Origin of the sequence: Candidatus Chloroploca asiatica, from assembly GCF_002532075.1 — a bacterium.
In the GTDB taxonomy this organism is placed as follows: Bacteria; Chloroflexota; Chloroflexia; order Chloroflexales; family Chloroflexaceae; genus Chloroploca; species Chloroploca asiatica.
In genome coordinates this window covers 46,201-62,920 of the sequence record NZ_LYXE01000062.1, presented here as the reverse complement: position 1 = coordinate 62,920, position 16,720 = coordinate 46,201, and the positions used below count along the sequence as shown (strand labels likewise).

The 16,720-nt window shown below is 60.8% G+C and carries 8 protein-coding genes; 3 read left to right on the top strand and 5 right to left on the bottom strand.

Features of this window, described 5'->3' with window-relative positions; all coding sequences use genetic code 11:
* Positions 1-2 precede the first annotated feature (2 nt).
* Positions 3-1,217, bottom strand: coding sequence for a L,D-transpeptidase (locus A9Q02_RS05675; protein WP_097651388.1), 1,215 nt, complete (start codon positions 1,215-1,217; stop codon positions 3-5).
* 283 nt (positions 1,218-1,500) lie between these two features.
* Here A9Q02_RS05675 and A9Q02_RS05670 point away from each other — a divergent pair, with 283 nt between their 5' ends.
* Together A9Q02_RS05670 and A9Q02_RS05665 are read left to right on the top strand one after the other, a co-directional pair.
* A complete protein-coding gene (locus tag A9Q02_RS05670) occupies positions 1,501-2,718 on the top strand; it encodes a CpaE/TadZ family protein (RefSeq protein ID WP_097651387.1) in 1,218 nt (405 codons plus the stop codon).
* Between the two features lie 27 nt (positions 2,719-2,745).
* The gene (locus tag A9Q02_RS05665; protein ID WP_097651386.1) at positions 2,746-5,991 is read left to right on the top strand and encodes an ATP-binding protein; all 3,246 of its coding nucleotides are present in this window, start codon (positions 2,746-2,748) and stop codon (positions 5,989-5,991) included.
* A 560-nt stretch (positions 5,992-6,551) separates the two neighbouring features.
* On the opposite strand, the gene A9Q02_RS05660 is transcribed toward A9Q02_RS05665, so the two are convergent.
* From A9Q02_RS05660 to A9Q02_RS05645, 4 genes are all read right to left on the bottom strand, one after another.
* Positions 6,552-8,531 carry a glycosyl hydrolase gene (locus A9Q02_RS05660; RefSeq protein WP_097651385.1) on the bottom strand — a complete coding sequence of 660 codons (1,980 nt, stop codon included), beginning with the start codon at positions 8,529-8,531 and terminating at the stop codon, positions 6,552-6,554.
* Between the two features lie 69 nt (positions 8,532-8,600).
* Complete coding sequence (locus A9Q02_RS05655) at positions 8,601-10,079, bottom strand: phytoene desaturase (protein ID WP_097651384.1); 1,479 nt, start codon at positions 10,077-10,079, stop codon at positions 8,601-8,603.
* A 190-nt stretch (positions 10,080-10,269) separates the two neighbouring features.
* Complete coding sequence (locus A9Q02_RS05650) at positions 10,270-11,064, bottom strand: response regulator transcription factor (RefSeq protein WP_097651383.1); 795 nt, start codon at positions 11,062-11,064, stop codon at positions 10,270-10,272.
* Positions 11,065-11,354: 290 nt separating this feature from the next.
* The gene (locus tag A9Q02_RS05645; RefSeq protein ID WP_245860376.1) at positions 11,355-12,485 is read right to left on the bottom strand and encodes a sortase; all 1,131 of its coding nucleotides are present in this window, start codon (positions 12,483-12,485) and stop codon (positions 11,355-11,357) included.
* 248 nt (positions 12,486-12,733) lie between these two features.
* On the opposite strand from A9Q02_RS05645, the gene A9Q02_RS05640 reads away from it, so the two are divergent.
* A complete protein-coding gene (locus A9Q02_RS05640; RefSeq protein ID WP_172450677.1) occupies positions 12,734-16,603 on the top strand; it encodes a BTAD domain-containing putative transcriptional regulator in 3,870 nt (1,289 codons plus the stop codon).
* Positions 16,604-16,720: the final 117 nt, after the last annotated feature.

Sequence of the window (16,720 nt, the reverse complement as noted above, 5' to 3'; positions counted from 1 at the left end):
CCTTACCAACGGACGGTGACGGGGGTGCCGGTGGGGGCCCATTCGTAGACCCAGGCGGCTGCGTTGAGCGGCAGGTTGATGCAGCCGTGACTCCGCCGTACGCCGGTGCCAAACTGGTTGTGCCAGTAGGTGCCGTGCAGCGCCACGTCGCCGACGATGTACATGGCGTGTGGGACATTCGGGACGTTCCAGCATTCGCCGGCAATGCAGCCAGACATGGTTTGTGACCGGACTTTCGCGTAGATCGCATAGCGTCCAACTGGCGTATTGAAGCCGTCGCGTCCGGTGGAGACCGGGGCATCGAAGACCATCCGGTCGCCTTCGTAGGCATAGAGCCACTGGTCACTCAGGTCAACAATGATCGCTTTGCCGCCACGCGGGGCTGGCGCCGGCGCCGCGGGGGCCGGGACGGCGGTAGGGGCCGGGGCGCTCGCGGGTGCTGGGGCTGCGGGTGCGGGTATGGCTGTCGGCGGGATAGCCGTCGGTGGAACCGCTGTTGGCGGCAGCGGTGTTGGGATCGGCAGTGGCTGGCCGTAGTGATCAACGACGCTTGCCCCCGCCGGATCGACCGCTGCCGTCGGAAGGCCACGCAAGAGCGCCAGGTCGCGCCCAAGGCTCCCGATCTGGATCAACGTTCCCGCTTCACTGGCTCCAGGGTAAGCTTCGAGGCGGGCTCGTTCAAAGTACTGCACCATCGCCATCTGCGTGCCAATATATTCCCAGGCCGGGTTGCTGATCGGCAGGCCAAAAACATCCAGCCCGCCCATGGTCTCCCAGAAAGACAAAAAGGAATCGCCAACGGCATATCCAGTCTCGGGAAAGAGACGAGCCTCGCGATGCCCAAGCACGACCGGGTCAGGGGGCGCAAACTCTTTCCACAAAGCTTCGGCATACTCGGCCCCGAGCCGACCGCGCAGGATGGCACCCTCATACGCAGGATGATGTTCGAGCCGTCCATACTCAAAGTATTGCACCATCAGCCCATGCTGCTCGAAGGGCTCGGTCAGCGGGGCACCGAGGGTTTGCGGGCCATTGCTGCTGCGCCAGTGGTTCAGAAACCCATACGCATTGCTCAAGCGGTGCCCGGTAGCCGCAAAATAGAGCACATCTTCCTGGGCGCGTCCTGCCGTGGGCAGGGCAAACATCCCGACGGCTACACCGGCACATATGCTGAGCAAACAGACAACAAGAAACGATCGGGTAAGCCGTGGCAACATAGGGTGACTCCTGCGAGGGGAAGATATGCGTCAGGCGTGCGGCGGGGGTATTCTAATACTTCGATTATAGCCTCTGGTGGATGGTTGTCAAGGGTTTTGCCTGCGGCGCGTGGTTGGGCCTGCGGTCTGTGCTTGTGCAAGGCTGGCGCTTGCATCGCTTGACAAAACGCCCGCGTCGCGGGCGTTTTGTCAAGCGAAAGAAAGCTTCCTGAGTAGATCACAAAGTGGTAATAGCGATATGCTACAGTATAGCTAGGATACACAAAGATCTGGGGAGTGGAGCATGGCACAGCGCATCCTGGTGGTTGATGATAGTATGATGAACCTCAAGACCATTGAGTTGGCTCTGGTGTCGGGTGGTTTTGAGGTCATCCTGGCCCCGGATGGCCGTGAGGGCCTGCGTCTGGCTGAGTCAATTCGCCCTGATTTGATCATTCTCGATGTCGAAATGCCAGGGATGGATGGCTACGAAGTCTGTCGGCGTATTCGTCGCTCGTCTGCCCTCGCGACGCTTCCGGTGATGATGTTGACGGCGAACACGTCGTTGCACGAGAAGATCCAGGGTCTTGAGGCGGGTGCCGATGATTATATGGGCAAGCCGTTTGAGACCGAGGAGTTGCTTGCGCGGGCACGGGCGCTTCTGCGCCGCTCCGTGATCAGCATTCAACCGCAAGAGCAGTCGAGTGGCAAGGTGATCGCGTTCTTCTCCCTCCGCGGTGGCGTGGGGGTCTCGACGCTGGCCGTGAATCTCTCGGCGGGCCTGGCGCAACTCTGGAATGGGGGCGTGGCCCTCGTTGATATGGTCTTTACGGGTGGGCATAGTGGCTTGATGTTGAACCTACCGTTGCGTTATAGTTGGGGCGATCTTGCTACGAAGAATAGTGAAGAAATTGACGCCGATACGCTCGATCATATGATGCTGAGTCATGCGTGCGGTCTGCGGGTGTTGCCTTCGGCCCCTCGTCCCGAGGATAATGAGCCAATCAATGGCGAACTCGTCTCGCGGGTGCTGAAGGTGCTGCGCTCTTGTTACAACTATGTCGTGCTCGATATGCCCCATAGTTTTAGCGAGCCTTCGCTTGCGGCGCTTGATGCGGCGGATGAGATTATTCTGCTCATTGCCCCCGAAATTGGTTCGGTTGTGGCCGCAACCTGCGCAATGGATGTGTTTGCCCAGTTGGGCTATGGTCCCGAAAAGATTAAATTGCTGATCAATGTGACCTTTGAGCGGGGGGGCTTGCCGCGCAAAGATATCGAGAAGACGCTCGGGCGCAATCTTGATACGGCCATCCCCTTTGCCCACGATCTCTTTGTGAGTGCCCTCAACCGCGGTGCGCCTCCAGTTCTCGAAATGCCGACCAAGCCGCTCGGTATTCTGCTCGAAGACTGGGCTTTTCATTTGAGTACCGAAGCTGACCGTCATCGCCCGGCGGCGACTGGTTCGCCCGCCCATAAACGTGTTCATCAGCGCCAACTTCAGCGGCAGGGGGCAAAAGCCTGAGGTCTGGCTGTGCTACGGAGCCGTCTTATGTCAGAGTCTTCCAAGGTTGTTTTCCGTGTTCCCCGTGGGCGCGTTCACCGCCTGCACCGTAAGCTTGAGGTGCTTGAACAGCGCTATGAACAACTAGACGCACGGGTTAGACGGAACAAAGAGGATCAGAATCGTCTAACTCGTGCACGTACGCGCATCGGTGTCGCTGATGGCCTTGATGCGATCCTTCAGACCTTTGCCGCCACGGTCTTTGAGGTCGGAGGTTTTGATGGGGTGGCGCTCTATATGCATCAGGCTCAGACTCTCGCCGTCGAACATCGTCTCGGGGCCGATGTGAGTTGCTGGGACGATAGCCTCGCCGAGAGTCCGATTGGAGCGGTGGTGCGCACTGGCGAGCCGTTGCTGATTCCTGATGCCTGTCAATGGCGTGCGGCTCCTTCCCCTGATCCACTCTCGCTGGCGGTACTGCCGATCAGGGGGATTGATCGGCTCGTTGGGGTGCTTGCGGTGGTGCGCCACGAGGCTGATACCTTGACCGAGAGCGATCTCCGCTTTCTGAATACGCTCTGCGACGATGTGGGCAAGGCGATTGAGCGTACCCGCTTCCGCGGTGATCAGCAGCGTGTTGTACGCGAAACCTTGTTGCTCAACCGGATGATGAGTGTGATCGCGACGGCCCCCGATATGCGGCAGGCGCTCCAACGCATCTGTGTCGATCTTGCCAATGCCTTCGATGTCCCCCAGGCGCTCTGCGCCCTGTTGAATGAAGACCGGACGGCGCAGACGGTGGTGGCCGAGTATCGTGATGAGACCGGGCCTTCGGTGATTGGTTCGGTGATTCCGATTCGGGGCAATCTCTTGACCCAGGATCTGATCGCTCGCCGCGAGACGGTTGCGATTGCTGACATCTATCTCAGTTCCCAACGTGAACCCAATGCCAATGGCGCAAAGTTGCGCCGCAAGGTTTCGTTGCTGATTGTGCCGGTCTTGATTAACGACATGGTCATTGGGACGATCGGGCTCTCTTCGCCCCAGACACGGGTCTTCAATGCCGATGAGATTGCGCTGGCCGAGCGGGTCGCCACCGCCGTGGGCCAGGCCCTGACCAACCTGCAACTTAAAGAGGCCGCTGAGGCTGCCGCGCAGGCTCGCAGCGAGTTCCTCACCAATATGAGCCACGAGATCCGGACGCCGCTGAATGCGGTGATCGGGATGGCTGGCATGCTCGCTTCGACCCCACTCAACGAGGCGCAGCGTGAATATGTGACGACGATCCGCAACGGCGGCGAAACGTTGCTCAGTTTGATCAACGATATCCTTGACTTTTCCAAGATCGAGTCGGGCAAGCTTGAACTCGAACAGATGCCGTTTGATCTCGAAGAGTGTGTCGAAACGGTGCTTGATATGGTTGCGGCCACCGCTGCGACCAAGAAACTCGATCTTACCTGCCTGATCCAACCAGGTGTGCCACGGATGCTGTTGGGCGATATTGCCCGGATTCGCCAAATCCTTCTGAATCTGCTTGGCAATGCGGTCAAGTTTACGGCGCAAGGTGATGTTACCCTGACGGTGCGCGCTGCCGAACACTTGCCGAACACCATTGATTGGTCAGGTGACTGGTCTCAACCGACGCCAACCGAGATGCAGTTGACGTTTGAGATCCAGGATACCGGCATCGGCATTCCTCCCGAGACGATTGACCGGCTCTTCCAGGCGTTCATCCAGGCTGATGCCAGTACGACCCGGCGCTATGGTGGCACGGGCCTCGGGCTCGCGATCTCCAAACGGCTCTGTGAATTGATGCAGGGCCAGATTGGGGTGTCGAGCGAGGTTGGGGTTGGTAGTACCTTCTGGTTTACCGTTACGCTCCCGCTTGTGCGTGATGCGCGTCAGGCTGAGCTTGACCAGGATGGGCCGAGTCTCTTTGGGCGTGAGGCGCTGATTGTCGAACGCAATCCGGCGGCCCGCCAGATGCTGATGCACCACTGCGAGCACTGGGGTGTGGTTGCGCACCCTCTCGCTTCCGTGTCAGAAGTCCACACCTGGCTGGTCGAGGGGCATCCCGTTGATGTCGCCCTGATTGGAACTATCTGTGAAGAACCTGAGCGTACCAGGGTGCTCCAAAAGCTCTGTCACCATCTAGAAGCATCCAAGACGGCTTTGATCCTGATGGTTGCCCCTGGCGCGCAGGCCTTGCCAACGCAGCATACATATCTCTTCTTGCGTCGCCCGATCAAACGGGCCGCCCTGCATCGTACCTTGCTTGAAGCTCTGGGTCTGGTGTCACCCCAGGAGCAGACCCACGAGCTTGATGCGCTTGAAGTTCCCAGGCAGCAGGTACGTGCCCGTGTCCGGTTGCTGTTGGTCGAAGATAATGCCGTCAACCAACTGGTGGCTGTGCGCATGCTTGAGCGCCTCGGCTACCATGCCGACCTAGCTGCTAATGGCCTCGAGGCCCTCGATGCGCTCGAGCGCCAGCCCTACGATGTGGTCTTGATGGACCTGCAAATGCCCGAGCTCGACGGAATCGAGACAACGAAACGCATTGTCAGCCGGATGGAACCCTCGCAGCGCCCATATATCATTGCCATGACCGCGAATGCGATGAGTGGCGACCGCGAGCTTTGCCTCTCGGTTGGCATGGACGACTACATTAGCAAGCCAGTACGGATCGAAGCGCTCGATGCCGCCCTGATGCGGCACGAAGCGCTGCATGCCCCCGAAGTTCATCCTGACCCTGGCCCCGTTGCGGCACCAGAGAGCGACTGGCAACTCTTGCCTGATCCTGACAGTGACTCCTCGTATGCGTCACTGGGTGACTCCTCGTATGCGTCACTGGGTGACTCCTCGTATGCGTCCCTGGCGGGCTCCTCGTATGAGCCAGTTGCCGAGCCGGTGGTCGCGCCAGTTCCTGACATGCCATCGGCCTCGGTCTATATCAACCGCGCAACGCTCGAACTGCTCGGCACTATTCAGGGTGGCAGTGACCCTGCCATGATCGTCCAGTTCATCACGCTCTTCACGTCGGAAGCGAGCAGCCTGATCGCACAGTTGCGCCAGGCGATTGTCGATGACGATCTGGCCCGCATTCGCCGAGCGGCCCATACATTGAAATCAACCAGCAAACTGGTCGGTGCCGAACCCCTGGCAGAAGCATCGCGCATCCTGGAAGAAGAGGCCCGCGCCGACGCAATCAACGATATCCAAGGGCACCTCGCCAGGATCGAGCAATTGCATGCCGTGACAATCCTCGTATTAGAAGAGATCCGCGTTTCGCTGTAGGGGCACGGCTTGCCCGTGCCCTGCGTTGGTGGGGCACGGGCGTGGTGGGGCACGGGGGCGCGTGGTAGGGGCACGGCTTGCCCGTGCCCTGCGTTGGTGGCACACGGGCGAGGTGGGGCACGGGGGCGCGTGGTAGGGGCACGGCTTGCCCGTGCCCTGCGTTGGTGGCACACGGGCGAGGTGGGGCACGGGGGCGCGTGGTAGGGGCACGGCTTGCCCGTGCCCTGCGTTGGTGGCACACGGGCGAGGTGGGGCACGGGGGCGCGTGGTAGGGGCACGGCTTGCCCGTGCCCTGCGTTGGTGGCACACGGGCGAGGTGGGGCACGGGCGTGGTGGGGCACGGCTTGCCCGTGCCCTGCGTTGGTGGGGCACGGGCGTGGTGGCACACGGGCGTGGTGGGGCACGGGGGCGCGTGGTAGGGGCACGGCTTGCCCGTGCCCTGCGTTGGTGGGACACGGGCGAGGTGGGGCACGGGGGCGCGTGGTAGGGGCACGGCTTGCCCGTGCCCTTCCGTGTTGGGGCACGGCGGCGCCGTGCCCGTACGGCGCCGCCCGTGCCCCTTATGGCATCCGATCGTACCGAATAAATTGTTCCCGCCCGAGCAAGCCAAATTGCATTTCGTACGGTGTTCCTGCATTGGCCGGGTGGTGTTCGATACGCGCGCGCTCGAAGTATTGAATTCGGTAGGTTCCCCCGGTCGCGCCGGTGGCAAAGAAGGCATCGGTCAGCGGGAGCCCCGCGAGATCAAGCCCGCCTGCCTGTTGCCACGCTTCCAGGAACGGCGGGCAGAGCTGTTTGCCCGTTTCGGGAAACCATTGGCAGCCTGGGTCGGGATTCTCAGTGCTTGGTAGGCTGCGCCAGTCGAGGCCCTGGCGTTGCAGCGCGGTGTCGCCGAGGCGCGCTAGTTGCACTTCGTACGCGCTCCCCCGTAGCTCGGGGAAGTATTCGAACCGGGCGCGCTCGAAATACTGAACGATCCGCGGTCGTCCGGTGCCCGGTTCTGGTTCGATCACTTCTTCCGTCAACGGGTAGCCGAATCGCGCTAAGCCGCCCCGCCGCTCCCAGAAGGTGCGGAAGGCCCCCCCAAGGCTGTGTCCTGTTGCCTCGAAGATGCCAGGATGCCGCGGTGGTTGGTCGTACTCGACATAAAGTGGCGCTCCCAGGGCGTCAGGATGCAGGGTGAGCATTCCCGCACTGCTGGTGAGAATGTGTTGCACCTGGCCGTTCCAACTTCGTACGAGCGCCTGGCGACATCCACACGCGACCTCGAGTGCTGGAATGCTATTGCCGGTACGCCAGATGACATCCACCCGTCGCCCGTTGCCGCTGTAACGGTGCCAGTAGATCCCCTCGTCGCCATGCCGGATCACTTCCCGCAGACTCAGCCCGCCCAGCATTTCGGTCATCGTCCGGTATGCGACAAAGGCTGGTTTGCGCAGATCGGCTCGATTGGGATCGAGTGGATAGCTGCGACGGAGCAGGCCGTAGTGGAATTCGGCTTCATCCTCGTCGTAGACCGGACGATCATACGGCGCTTCGGGCTGGGTGTCGTTGCGGAAATCGTACCAGAAGACCTTTTCGATGCTTGGATGGGCAATGGCATGCAGGTACGATCGCACCAAAAAAAACGCCTGTGTATCCTCGTCAACGCCTTGCCAACTGCGCGTCGTTGTCCAACCCCACTCGGTCAACCAGACCGGTTTAGCCCCGTAGGTGCGCAGAATGGCGTCGAGCCGTTGCATCTCTTGGCCGAAGGTCAGCGATTGATCGCGCCGCCATGCGTCGCCCTCCGGTGCATCGGGTCGATACGGGTGGATCGCGATAATGTCGACATGCTTCCACCCACCAAGCTGACCCACACGGTCGAGATAGTCAAAATAGTCGTAGTAATGCTCAGAGGGCGGCACACTCCAGATGCTCGACAGCCCACCCATCACGATCTTTGCGCGTGGATCCGCTGCCAGCGCCGCCGCTCGCCCGACCTCCAGAATGCGCACAAAATCGGCGACCGTATAAAGCCCGCTCTCGTAGCCGGAGGCGGCGAGATTCGGTTCGTTCCAGAGTTCCCAGTAGGTGATCTGGTTGCGTTCCCGGCCATAACGGGCGACGGTCTGGTAGACATAATCGCCCCAGTCGGTAATCCATTCCTCGGGGGTGGGATTCTTCCCTTTGAACCAGGCGGGATTGTAGGTGAGCAACCCGAGAATGTTGATGCCGGCCCGTCGCTGCGCGCTGATGGCCAGATCGTAATTGTACATCCCCTGCTCATTGCCGTCCCAGCGATAGGGGCCACCGGGCTCTTTCTGCACCTCGTGCCAGAAGATTTCCTCGCGTTGCCACTGTACCCCGGCCTCGCGCATGAGCGCAACCGCAGCAGGGATCTCATCGCTACGCACCCGGTTGCCCAACGCGGCCACCACGCCAAAGGGCGTGCTCTTATCTTGCCAGGGCAAGCCCTGGGCGGTGGTAGGTCGAGGGAGGGAAAGCAGTGGTGCAATGAGGAGCAGAACGAGGAGGAGCAGGAGATAGAATTTACGCATACATTACTTTACACTCTCAGAGATGGATGTGCATGCCAACGCAGTTGGCACGCACATCCATCCCTCAATTTACGCTTCGCCGATCAAGCGTTCCGCAATGATCGCCGACGAAAGCACCCCGGGCAGGCCGGCCCCGGGATGAGTGCCCGCACCAACAAAGTAGAGGTTCGGGATGTCCTCCGAGCGGTTGTGCGGGCGGAACCAGGCCGACTGGGTGAGCAGCGGCTGCATCGAGAAGCCTGAGCCAAGGTGGGTGTTGAGTGCGTCGCGATAATAACGCGGGTCAACCATATGCTCGACGACGATATGCTTGCTGAGTTCGGGCATATAGTTCTCTTCGAGGAAATTGATGATCGTGTTCCGGTAGCCTTTGGCCGCCTTCGACCAATCGGTGCGTGCCCCGAGGTGTGGCACCGGCGACAGCACATAGACTGCCTCGCCGCCTGCTGGGGCCATGCTCGGGTCGGCGTGCGAAGAGCGGTGGAGATAGAGCGAGAAGTCGCGGCTGAGGTGCTTGCGGTTGAAGATATCGTTGAGCAGGCCCTTGTAGCGCTTGCCAAAGATAATGTTATGTTGCACCAGACCGTGATCGTCGTAGCGACGATTCAGCCCCAGATAGATCACCACCAGCGACATACTATACTTCTTGCTGAGCAAGCGGCGATCCGTGTTGAACTTCCGGTGCTCGGGGGCGATCAGCTTCTGATAGGTGTACGGCACATCGGCATTCGAGACCACTGTATCGGCCTTGAAGATCCGCCCATCCACCAGCCGCACCCCAACAGTGCGCCCATTCTCTACCATGATCTCGCTTGCCTCGGCATTGAGTTCGAGCTTGCCCCCGATCTCCTTGAACAACTTTGCCATCGCCGCGACAATCGTCCCCGTGCCACCCATCGCATGGTGAACCCCCCACTCGCGTTCGAGGTAGTGAACCATCGCATAGATCGACGATGAATCGAATGGATTGCCCCCGATAAAGAGCGGGTGGAACGAGAAACAGCGGCGGAGGAAGTCGTGCTTGATAAAGCGCGAGACATAGCGATAGGTACTCAGGTACGACTGCATCCGAATAAGATCGGGCGCCACGCGCATCATATCGGTAAAGTGGAGGAACGGCTGATCGGCGAGTTCGACAAAACCCTTCTCGAAGATCGCCCGGGTCGAAGCCATAAACTTTTTGTAGCCCTGGACATCACCAGGGTTCCAGCGCCGGATCTCCTCCAGGATTGCCGCCGGATCATCGCCATACTCAAAATGGCGGCCTTTGGCATCAAAGAGGCGATAGTAGGGCTTGCAGGGCTGAAGTTCGAAATAATCTTCGCGACGTTTGCCCGCCGCCTGCCAGATATCATCGAACATAAACGGGGCCGTAATTACCGTTGGCCCGCTGTCAAAGGTAAAGCCCTGGGTCTTGTAAACATAGGCCCGCCCGCCGGGCTTATCACGCTTTTCAAGAAGGGTTACCTGATGGCCTTTAGCGGCAAGCCTGATGGCTGCGCTCAAACCGCCAAAGCCGCTACCAATCACCACAATCTGTTGTTGCATAGGGACGTATCCATCCAAACTAGGGTTCACCCCGGCTCAGTGCGCATTGCACCGCAAGATGAGGCTGCCAGAAGGGGTGCCAAGATCCATGATAGCCTGAGGTCGTTCCTGGTACAGATGAGAGAGTTGTACCTATAGTGAAGGGTTTGTTACTGTTGGTCGGGGCACGGCACCGCCGTGCCCCAACCCATCAGAAGGAATCTGGGTCATCAGAGGTCAGCATATAGCCCGCACCACGAACCGAGATGAGCAGACAGGGGAGCTCCGGATCGGGTTCTACTTTACGACGGACGCGATAGACTAGCGCTTTGACGATTTGCCGTGCCTCGTCGGTGGTACAGCCATGGTAAGCCAGGACTTCGCGAGCGATCTTTTCAACCGACACCACGCAGTTGCTGTGCCGAGCGAGGTAGAGGATTAGATCGAATTCGCCATGCGAAAGACGTACAGGATGCTGATCAACTACAACACGGCGACGGAGAGGGTCAATTTCGAGGCGGCCAACACGCAAACGCTGTTCGGGGGGCGTAGCCGCATAGGATGTCTCAGCAGGATCGGCCAGATGCAATAACTGAGTACCAAGTTGTCGCAGGGCTTTTAGGTGATCGAGCCGTAGACGGCGCTTCGCAATAACCACTTTTACATGTGTAATCAGGTCATGCATGCTCGCTGGCTTGCGCAGATACCCGGCCGCCCCTAGGTTGACTGCCGCGATCGCTGTCTCAAGGCTGGCGGCTCCGGTCAATACGATCACTTCGAGATCTGGATCCAGGGCTTTGGCCTCGCGCAGAAGGGTTAAACCGTCCATCTGGAGCAACAGAAGATCGGTGATCATCAGGGGGAAACGCTCGTGATGGAGTAACCCGAGCGCTGCTTCTGCACTCTCAACTGTTGTAACCAGAAAGCCAGCTGTGCGCAACTGTGCATCAAGCATCATGCGCGTGACTGGCTCGTCCTCCACCACTAGTAGCCTCTGATCTTCCATACACCCACTCCTTGTTCTTGTACGTATGACTTATATGCTGATACTCCTCTGTATGCTTCCCCTTCGTTGTGAGCTTTGGAAGATCCTGATGCACACATAACAACACGCTGCCGCGATGCATGTTTGTGCGTTCACGCGTGCGCCAGACTTACCATATAATTCGACATTGAATAGTCGTAAAGATACCCATTCGTGTCAGAAAAGGTTAGTGGAAAAAGTACTATTTCGGATTAGCCCTTTGGTACTAAGCTAGTACGGTTACCAAAGTACTAGTTTTGTTGGCACGCTGCTTATCTCCCCGTCACAGGTCTGGCGATGGTGATGAGGCGGTGGGTCATGTCTACCACTTCGTTCTGGACGATCACCTGGTCGCCGATACACGAGACGAGGGTCAGCAGTTCTTGTTGTTGCGGCAGGATGTACTGCACTTCTTCCGGTTTGACCCAGATCTGGCGGCTGACAATGTAGTCGAAGCGCTGGCCGGTGCTGGTGTGCAAGGTGATGATGTCCCCTGGCACGAGGTCTTTGATGCGGGCGAAGGGGGCCGGAATTGATGGTGTGTCCCGGAAGCGCAGGACGTGTCCCCAGAGCACGATGTTTTCGCCTTCGCCGGGGGTGGCGCTGAGGTTGTACCAGCCGACGTCGTGCCTGGGTACGACGGGCACGCCCTGGGGATCAAGGCCAACTGAGACGATGGGGCTATCGATGCCTTGCGCTGGGGCGACGATCCGCTGCGGTACGGCGCGTACGGCCCGCGGTGCAGCTTGGGCCTGCGGTTTTAGTTCGGCCCCCAGTAGACCGCCTAGCACCCGAAACTGTGCCGGTTGCTCGGGGTGGATTTCGAGCCGTGCTCGTTCGAACCATTGCACGATGTATTCGCGTCCGTCGGCCAAGGTCTCCGGGCGGGCTTCGGTAATTGGCAACCCCCAGAGCGCCAGGCTTTCGGCGACGCTGTACCCGGCGCGCCCGTCGTTTTCGATGCCGTTCGCTGACCAGGCGCGCAGGATGTCGCCGCATACGTTGAGCCCTGTGTCGCCAAAGAAGCGGCAACCCGCCGCTGCTTGCCCCGCGACCGGTAGCACCGGGCTGCGCCCGTCACGGGCGAGCCGTTCAATGCCCAGGCGGCCTAGTTGCACGGTGTAGGGCCAGGCAAGCTCGGGGTGCAGTTCGAGCCGGTGCCGCTCGAACCATTGCACTTGCACGCGCCGCCCCTCGATCACCTCGGTTTGCAATGGCGTCAGCGGGTACCCAAAGACCGCCAGGCCACCATGTTGTTCCCAGAAACGCTGAATCGGCCCGGTAATGCAATAGCCCGTCGCGGCGAAACAGCGTTCGCGTTGCTGCGCCTGCGCTGGCATTGCCCCAAACAGCGCGAGCAGTGTGAACAATGCTATGACGCTTATGTACGTATGTTTCATCATAGATTCCCTCGGATTCCCAGATTACTTAACTTTTACTTAAGATATGGAAAAGCTGCGGAGAAAACGGGTGAGTTTGTTCACACTTTGTGAAGCAGGGTACGATTTTCTGGTATAATGCCTCGCGTCTATTGTAGCATAAAGCTTCCGGGAAGCTTTATGGCGACGATAGGGGTGTATAGGGCGTTCTGATACGCTCACCCTGTTTCCTCCTTCCTCCTTCTTCTATGCATAATACGTTGCGTCTGTGGATGTTTGGACAGTGGCGGGTTGAACTCGATGGTGAGTTGGTTCAGGTGCCGACCCGTATGGCGAAGGTTCTGCTGGCGCGTCTCGTCTGTGCGTTCCCTTCCCCGATCCCTCTGACATTACTCGGTGACGATCTCTTTCCGACGCTGGAACCGGCGCATGTTCAGCGCCGCCTGCGCTCGGCAAGGCATTACCTTCGGCAAGCCCTTGGTCCGATCCTCGTCACTTCCGAGTACCACCTCGGCCTTGATCCGCACCTGGTGGTGCTCAGCGATTACCATGCCTTTATGCACCAGAGCCGCCCCGATGCGACCCAGGCCGAGCTTGAGCATGCGATGACGCTCTATACGGGGCCGTTCCTTGGTTCGCTCGCTGATGCCTGGGCTGCCCACGAGGCGAGTGTGACGCAAGTCCGTTACCTCGAGGTGCTCCATCGTCTGGTGACGCTCGCTCGTGCCAGTGGTTCGGCGATGCTTTTGCTGCGCACCGCTCGCCGCTGGGTGATAGAGGAGCCGTGGGAGGAGCAGGCCCACGTTGCGGCGGTGCAGGCGTTGTTTGACCTCGGTGAGCACGAGGCTGCCCTGGATCAGGTGAGTCAGGCCCGCTCGATGCTGCGTGCCGAGTGGCAACAGCATACCTGGCCTGCGCTGGATGAATTGGCTCGCTTGCTGGCACGGACGCCTCCGCCCGTGGCCTCCGCCCCGATAGCTCCCCTTGCTGAACTGCCGATGTTGCCGCTGGCGTTGCCGGTTGAGGTCGAGAGTGGCCTCGCAGCGGCGTTGCCTTTGATCGGGCGGGTGCGTGAACTTGAGGGGTTGTCTGAGGCGTGGCAGCAGGCGCTGGTTCGCCGCCCTGCGGCGGTGTTGATCGAGGGTGCGAGTGGGCTAGGCAAGACGCGTCTGGTGCAGGAGTTTGCCGCCCAGGTGCGCCTGCGCGCTTCGTGGACTGTCCTCTGGTTGACGCCTCGTACGGGAGCGCACGATATCTGGGAACTCTTTGAAGATGGGGTGCTCGGCGCTGGCCGTACGGCTCGTGTCTATCTGCGGGCCGCCTGTGCGCGTCTTGATGACCAGCAGTGGCATCTGCTCTGTCGCCAGATGCCCCGTCTGCGCGAGATGCTGCCCGAGCGTGTGCCGCAGCCGCTGCGTCGTGCGCAGGGCTTTCGTTTTGATCCGCTGCAGGCCCTGGTCGCGTTGCTCGATCACGTGGCTGCACAGGGTGCCTTGCTGCTCGTGATCGATGATTTTCCTGGTGATCATCAGGCGCTGCGACAACTCGTGATCCGCTTGCTCGCCGGCCCACGAGCCCTCTGCGTGGTCTTGACGGCGCCCCCCGGTGAGGCGAGTTTCCCTGTGGCGACGATGCGCCGACCGATCCTTTTGCCCCTGCGCCTGCTGGCCCTTGAGCCGCTTGACCCCCAGGCGACGATGCGCCTGGCCCAGGCTGCCGTAGGTGGCCGCATTGCCCCTGCATTGCGCGACCGCTTGCTCACGAGCAGTGGTGGTCATCCCGGGTTGCTCCTGGGCCTGATCCACGTTCTCTATGAACATCAGGTGCTCTGGTATGACCCACCGACGGGATGGGGCCTCATCAGGCCGGATTTTCCCCTCCCCACAACGATGCCCGCGTTGATGCGCTGGCAAGTCGCACGGCTTGCGCCTGCGGCATGGATGATGGCGTGTACCTTTGCGCTGCTTGGGCGCCCTGCCGATGAGAACCTGATCGAGGCGCTCTGGCCTGAGCCGGGGCAGCGGGTGGCCCTGCTGTCTGACCTGCTGATCGCCGGGGTGCTGATCGAACGGGGCCAGTATCTGCGTCTGGTCCACCCTGACCTCGGGGTGTATCTGCTTGAGCGCCTGGACCCTGAAGCGCGGCGTACCTTGCACGCCCAACTCGCCACGGCGCTTGGCCCTGCGCTGGATCGTCCGGTGGCGCTGCGCTTCGAGCGACTTACCCATAGCGCCCTAGGCCACCTGTGGGATGCCGTGCTCGACGAGGCCCTCGATGCAACGTATGCCGCCCTTGCCACCGGGTCGTTGCCCCTGGCCCAACGCAGCCTTGGCTTTGCCAGCGCCGCCGTGCAAGCGCTGAACCTCCCCGTCGGCCATGCCCGACGCTGGGACGTGGCGCGCTTGATGGCTTTTTCCCCTTCTCCCCCCCTGCCCCGCCTCTCTCCTGGTGAGAGAGGCGGGGAGCCGCCGCGTGCGGCGGCGCTGTCCTCACTCCCCGCCCCCCTCGTGGGGGAGGGGTTGGGGGTGGGGGGCCTCGCCCCAAGAGCGTATCCCACCTTCACGTCGAGGGGTGCTTCGGCACCAGACCTGCTCCTTGAAGAGGTACAGGCTGCCGGGCGGGAGGATTGGCAGATCGAGGCGTTGATCTGCGTCGGGTTGGCCCGCGGGACGCTGGTTGATCCTGCGGAGGGCGAGCGGGTGCTCCGTGAGGCGTTGGCCCAGGCGCGTTGCGCCGGGTTGACGCGGCTTGAGGCGCAGGCGTCACTGGCGCTGGCGGAGGTGTTGGCGATCAGTGAGGCGTATGATGAGGGCGTGCGCTATGCGCAGCGGGCTGTTGAGCTTGCGGCGATGGAGGTTGGATGCGGGGCCAGCGTGCGTTCCAACAATGGCCTCCATGCTCAATCCACGAGCTTGACCGAAGCGCGCTTGAACCTCGTTGCCGCTTTGCTTGCGGCAAGCCGGGTTGAAGAGGCGGCTGCGGTGATGGCGCACCTGGTTGATGCTGCTGCGCTGGCGACGATACCACTGCTGGCGTCGCGGGCGTTGCTGGTGGAGGCATTGGTTTGTCTGAGCCAGCGCCGGTATGGCGAGGGGCTGGCGCTGTTGCGTGCGGTGCTCTTCCAGGCGCAACTGGCTGACGATCAGCGCGTTGAGTTGGAGGTGCGGGCCCGGCTTGTGCATACGCTTGCCCTGGTTGGGGCGTTTGAAGAGAGCCGTTTGCTTGGGGCGACGACGTTGCCGTTGGTACGCGAGGCCGGCTTGCTTGCCCCGCTCAAGCTGTTGCTTGCCAGTATGACCCTGAACCTCCTGGCGTTGCACGAGTATGAGCAGGCGCTCGCGCTGGCCCGCGAGGGGGTTGCGTTGACCCGTCGCCTGGCTAGCTTGCCTGGTGCGGCATTTCAGGAGACCCTGGTCGCGGCGGCACAGTTGGGGCTGGGCCAGACATGCGAAGCCTATGCGACCTTGCTGCCGCTTGATGCATCTGGTATCCCGCCGCTGCCAGTTGAGGGCATCGTGCTGGCTGCCGAAGTCTATGCCGCAGCAGGTGAGCCTGACCGCGCCCTTGCCTATGCCCGCGCTGCGGCCAACCTCGTTGAGCCGAGCCTCCCGCACTGGTCCCCGGCAATGACCCGCTGGCGGATCGCTGGCGTGCTCGCCGCGTGCCACGCCCCCACCGAGGCAGCAACCGTGCGTGCCCATGCTCTTGACACATTGCTTACTGAATTGGGGTATAATAAAGAGCCTGAGGTACGTCGTACATTGCTTGCTCTGCAACCATTTGACCTGGAGCTAGCTTGCCAGCCGGTTGTCCAGCGCCCGCGCTGTCTCGCCTGGCTCCCCCTACGACATGCACCAACCGGACGCCCCCTGCAACCTGATGAGTTGCACCCGGTCGTCTGGACAATTGAGGCCCCGGATGATCCTGTTGACCGCATTGCCCGCCGCCATACCTGCCTGCTCCGCCTCTCTGGTGAGGCCATCGCTCAAGGATGTTTTGCGACCCTTGAGGAGCTTGCGCGTGTCCTGGAGGTCAATGTGCGCACGATCAAACGTGACCTCGCGCTGTTGCGTGAAGAGGGCATTGTGGTTGTGACGCGAGGCGGTGACCTCAAAGCGAGCGCACGGGTTGGCGGACGGTAGGTGTTCAGACGGTGGTTATGTCCCCACGGTTGTCAGGGAATTGCCAGGTAACGTGACGGTCTCTTGCTAGGATAGCGCTTGTCTCGGCATCGTAGGGCGATGTCGAAATGGCGGAGC

What these genes read in the sequence shown, in the direction of transcription:
- A9Q02_RS05675 (WP_097651388.1), bottom strand. Translation starts at nt 1,217, where the DNA reads ATGTTGCCACGGCTTACCCGATCGTTTCTTGTTGTCTGTTTGCTCAGC.
- A9Q02_RS05670 (WP_097651387.1), top strand. Translation starts at nt 1,501, where the DNA reads ATGGCACAGCGCATCCTGGTGGTTGATGATAGTATGATGAACCTCAAG.
- A9Q02_RS05665 (WP_097651386.1), top strand. Translation starts at nt 2,746, where the DNA reads ATGTCAGAGTCTTCCAAGGTTGTTTTCCGTGTTCCCCGTGGGCGCGTT.
- A9Q02_RS05660 (WP_097651385.1), bottom strand. Translation starts at nt 8,531, where the DNA reads ATGCGTAAATTCTATCTCCTGCTCCTCCTCGTTCTGCTCCTCATTGCA.
- A9Q02_RS05655 (WP_097651384.1), bottom strand. Translation starts at nt 10,079, where the DNA reads ATGCAACAACAGATTGTGGTGATTGGTAGCGGCTTTGGCGGTTTGAGC.
- A9Q02_RS05650 (WP_097651383.1), bottom strand. Translation starts at nt 11,064, where the DNA reads ATGGAAGATCAGAGGCTACTAGTGGTGGAGGACGAGCCAGTCACGCGC.
- A9Q02_RS05645 (WP_245860376.1), bottom strand. Translation starts at nt 12,485, where the DNA reads ATGATGAAACATACGTACATAAGCGTCATAGCATTGTTCACACTGCTC.
- A9Q02_RS05640 (WP_172450677.1), top strand. Translation starts at nt 12,734, where the DNA reads ATGTTTGGACAGTGGCGGGTTGAACTCGATGGTGAGTTGGTTCAGGTG.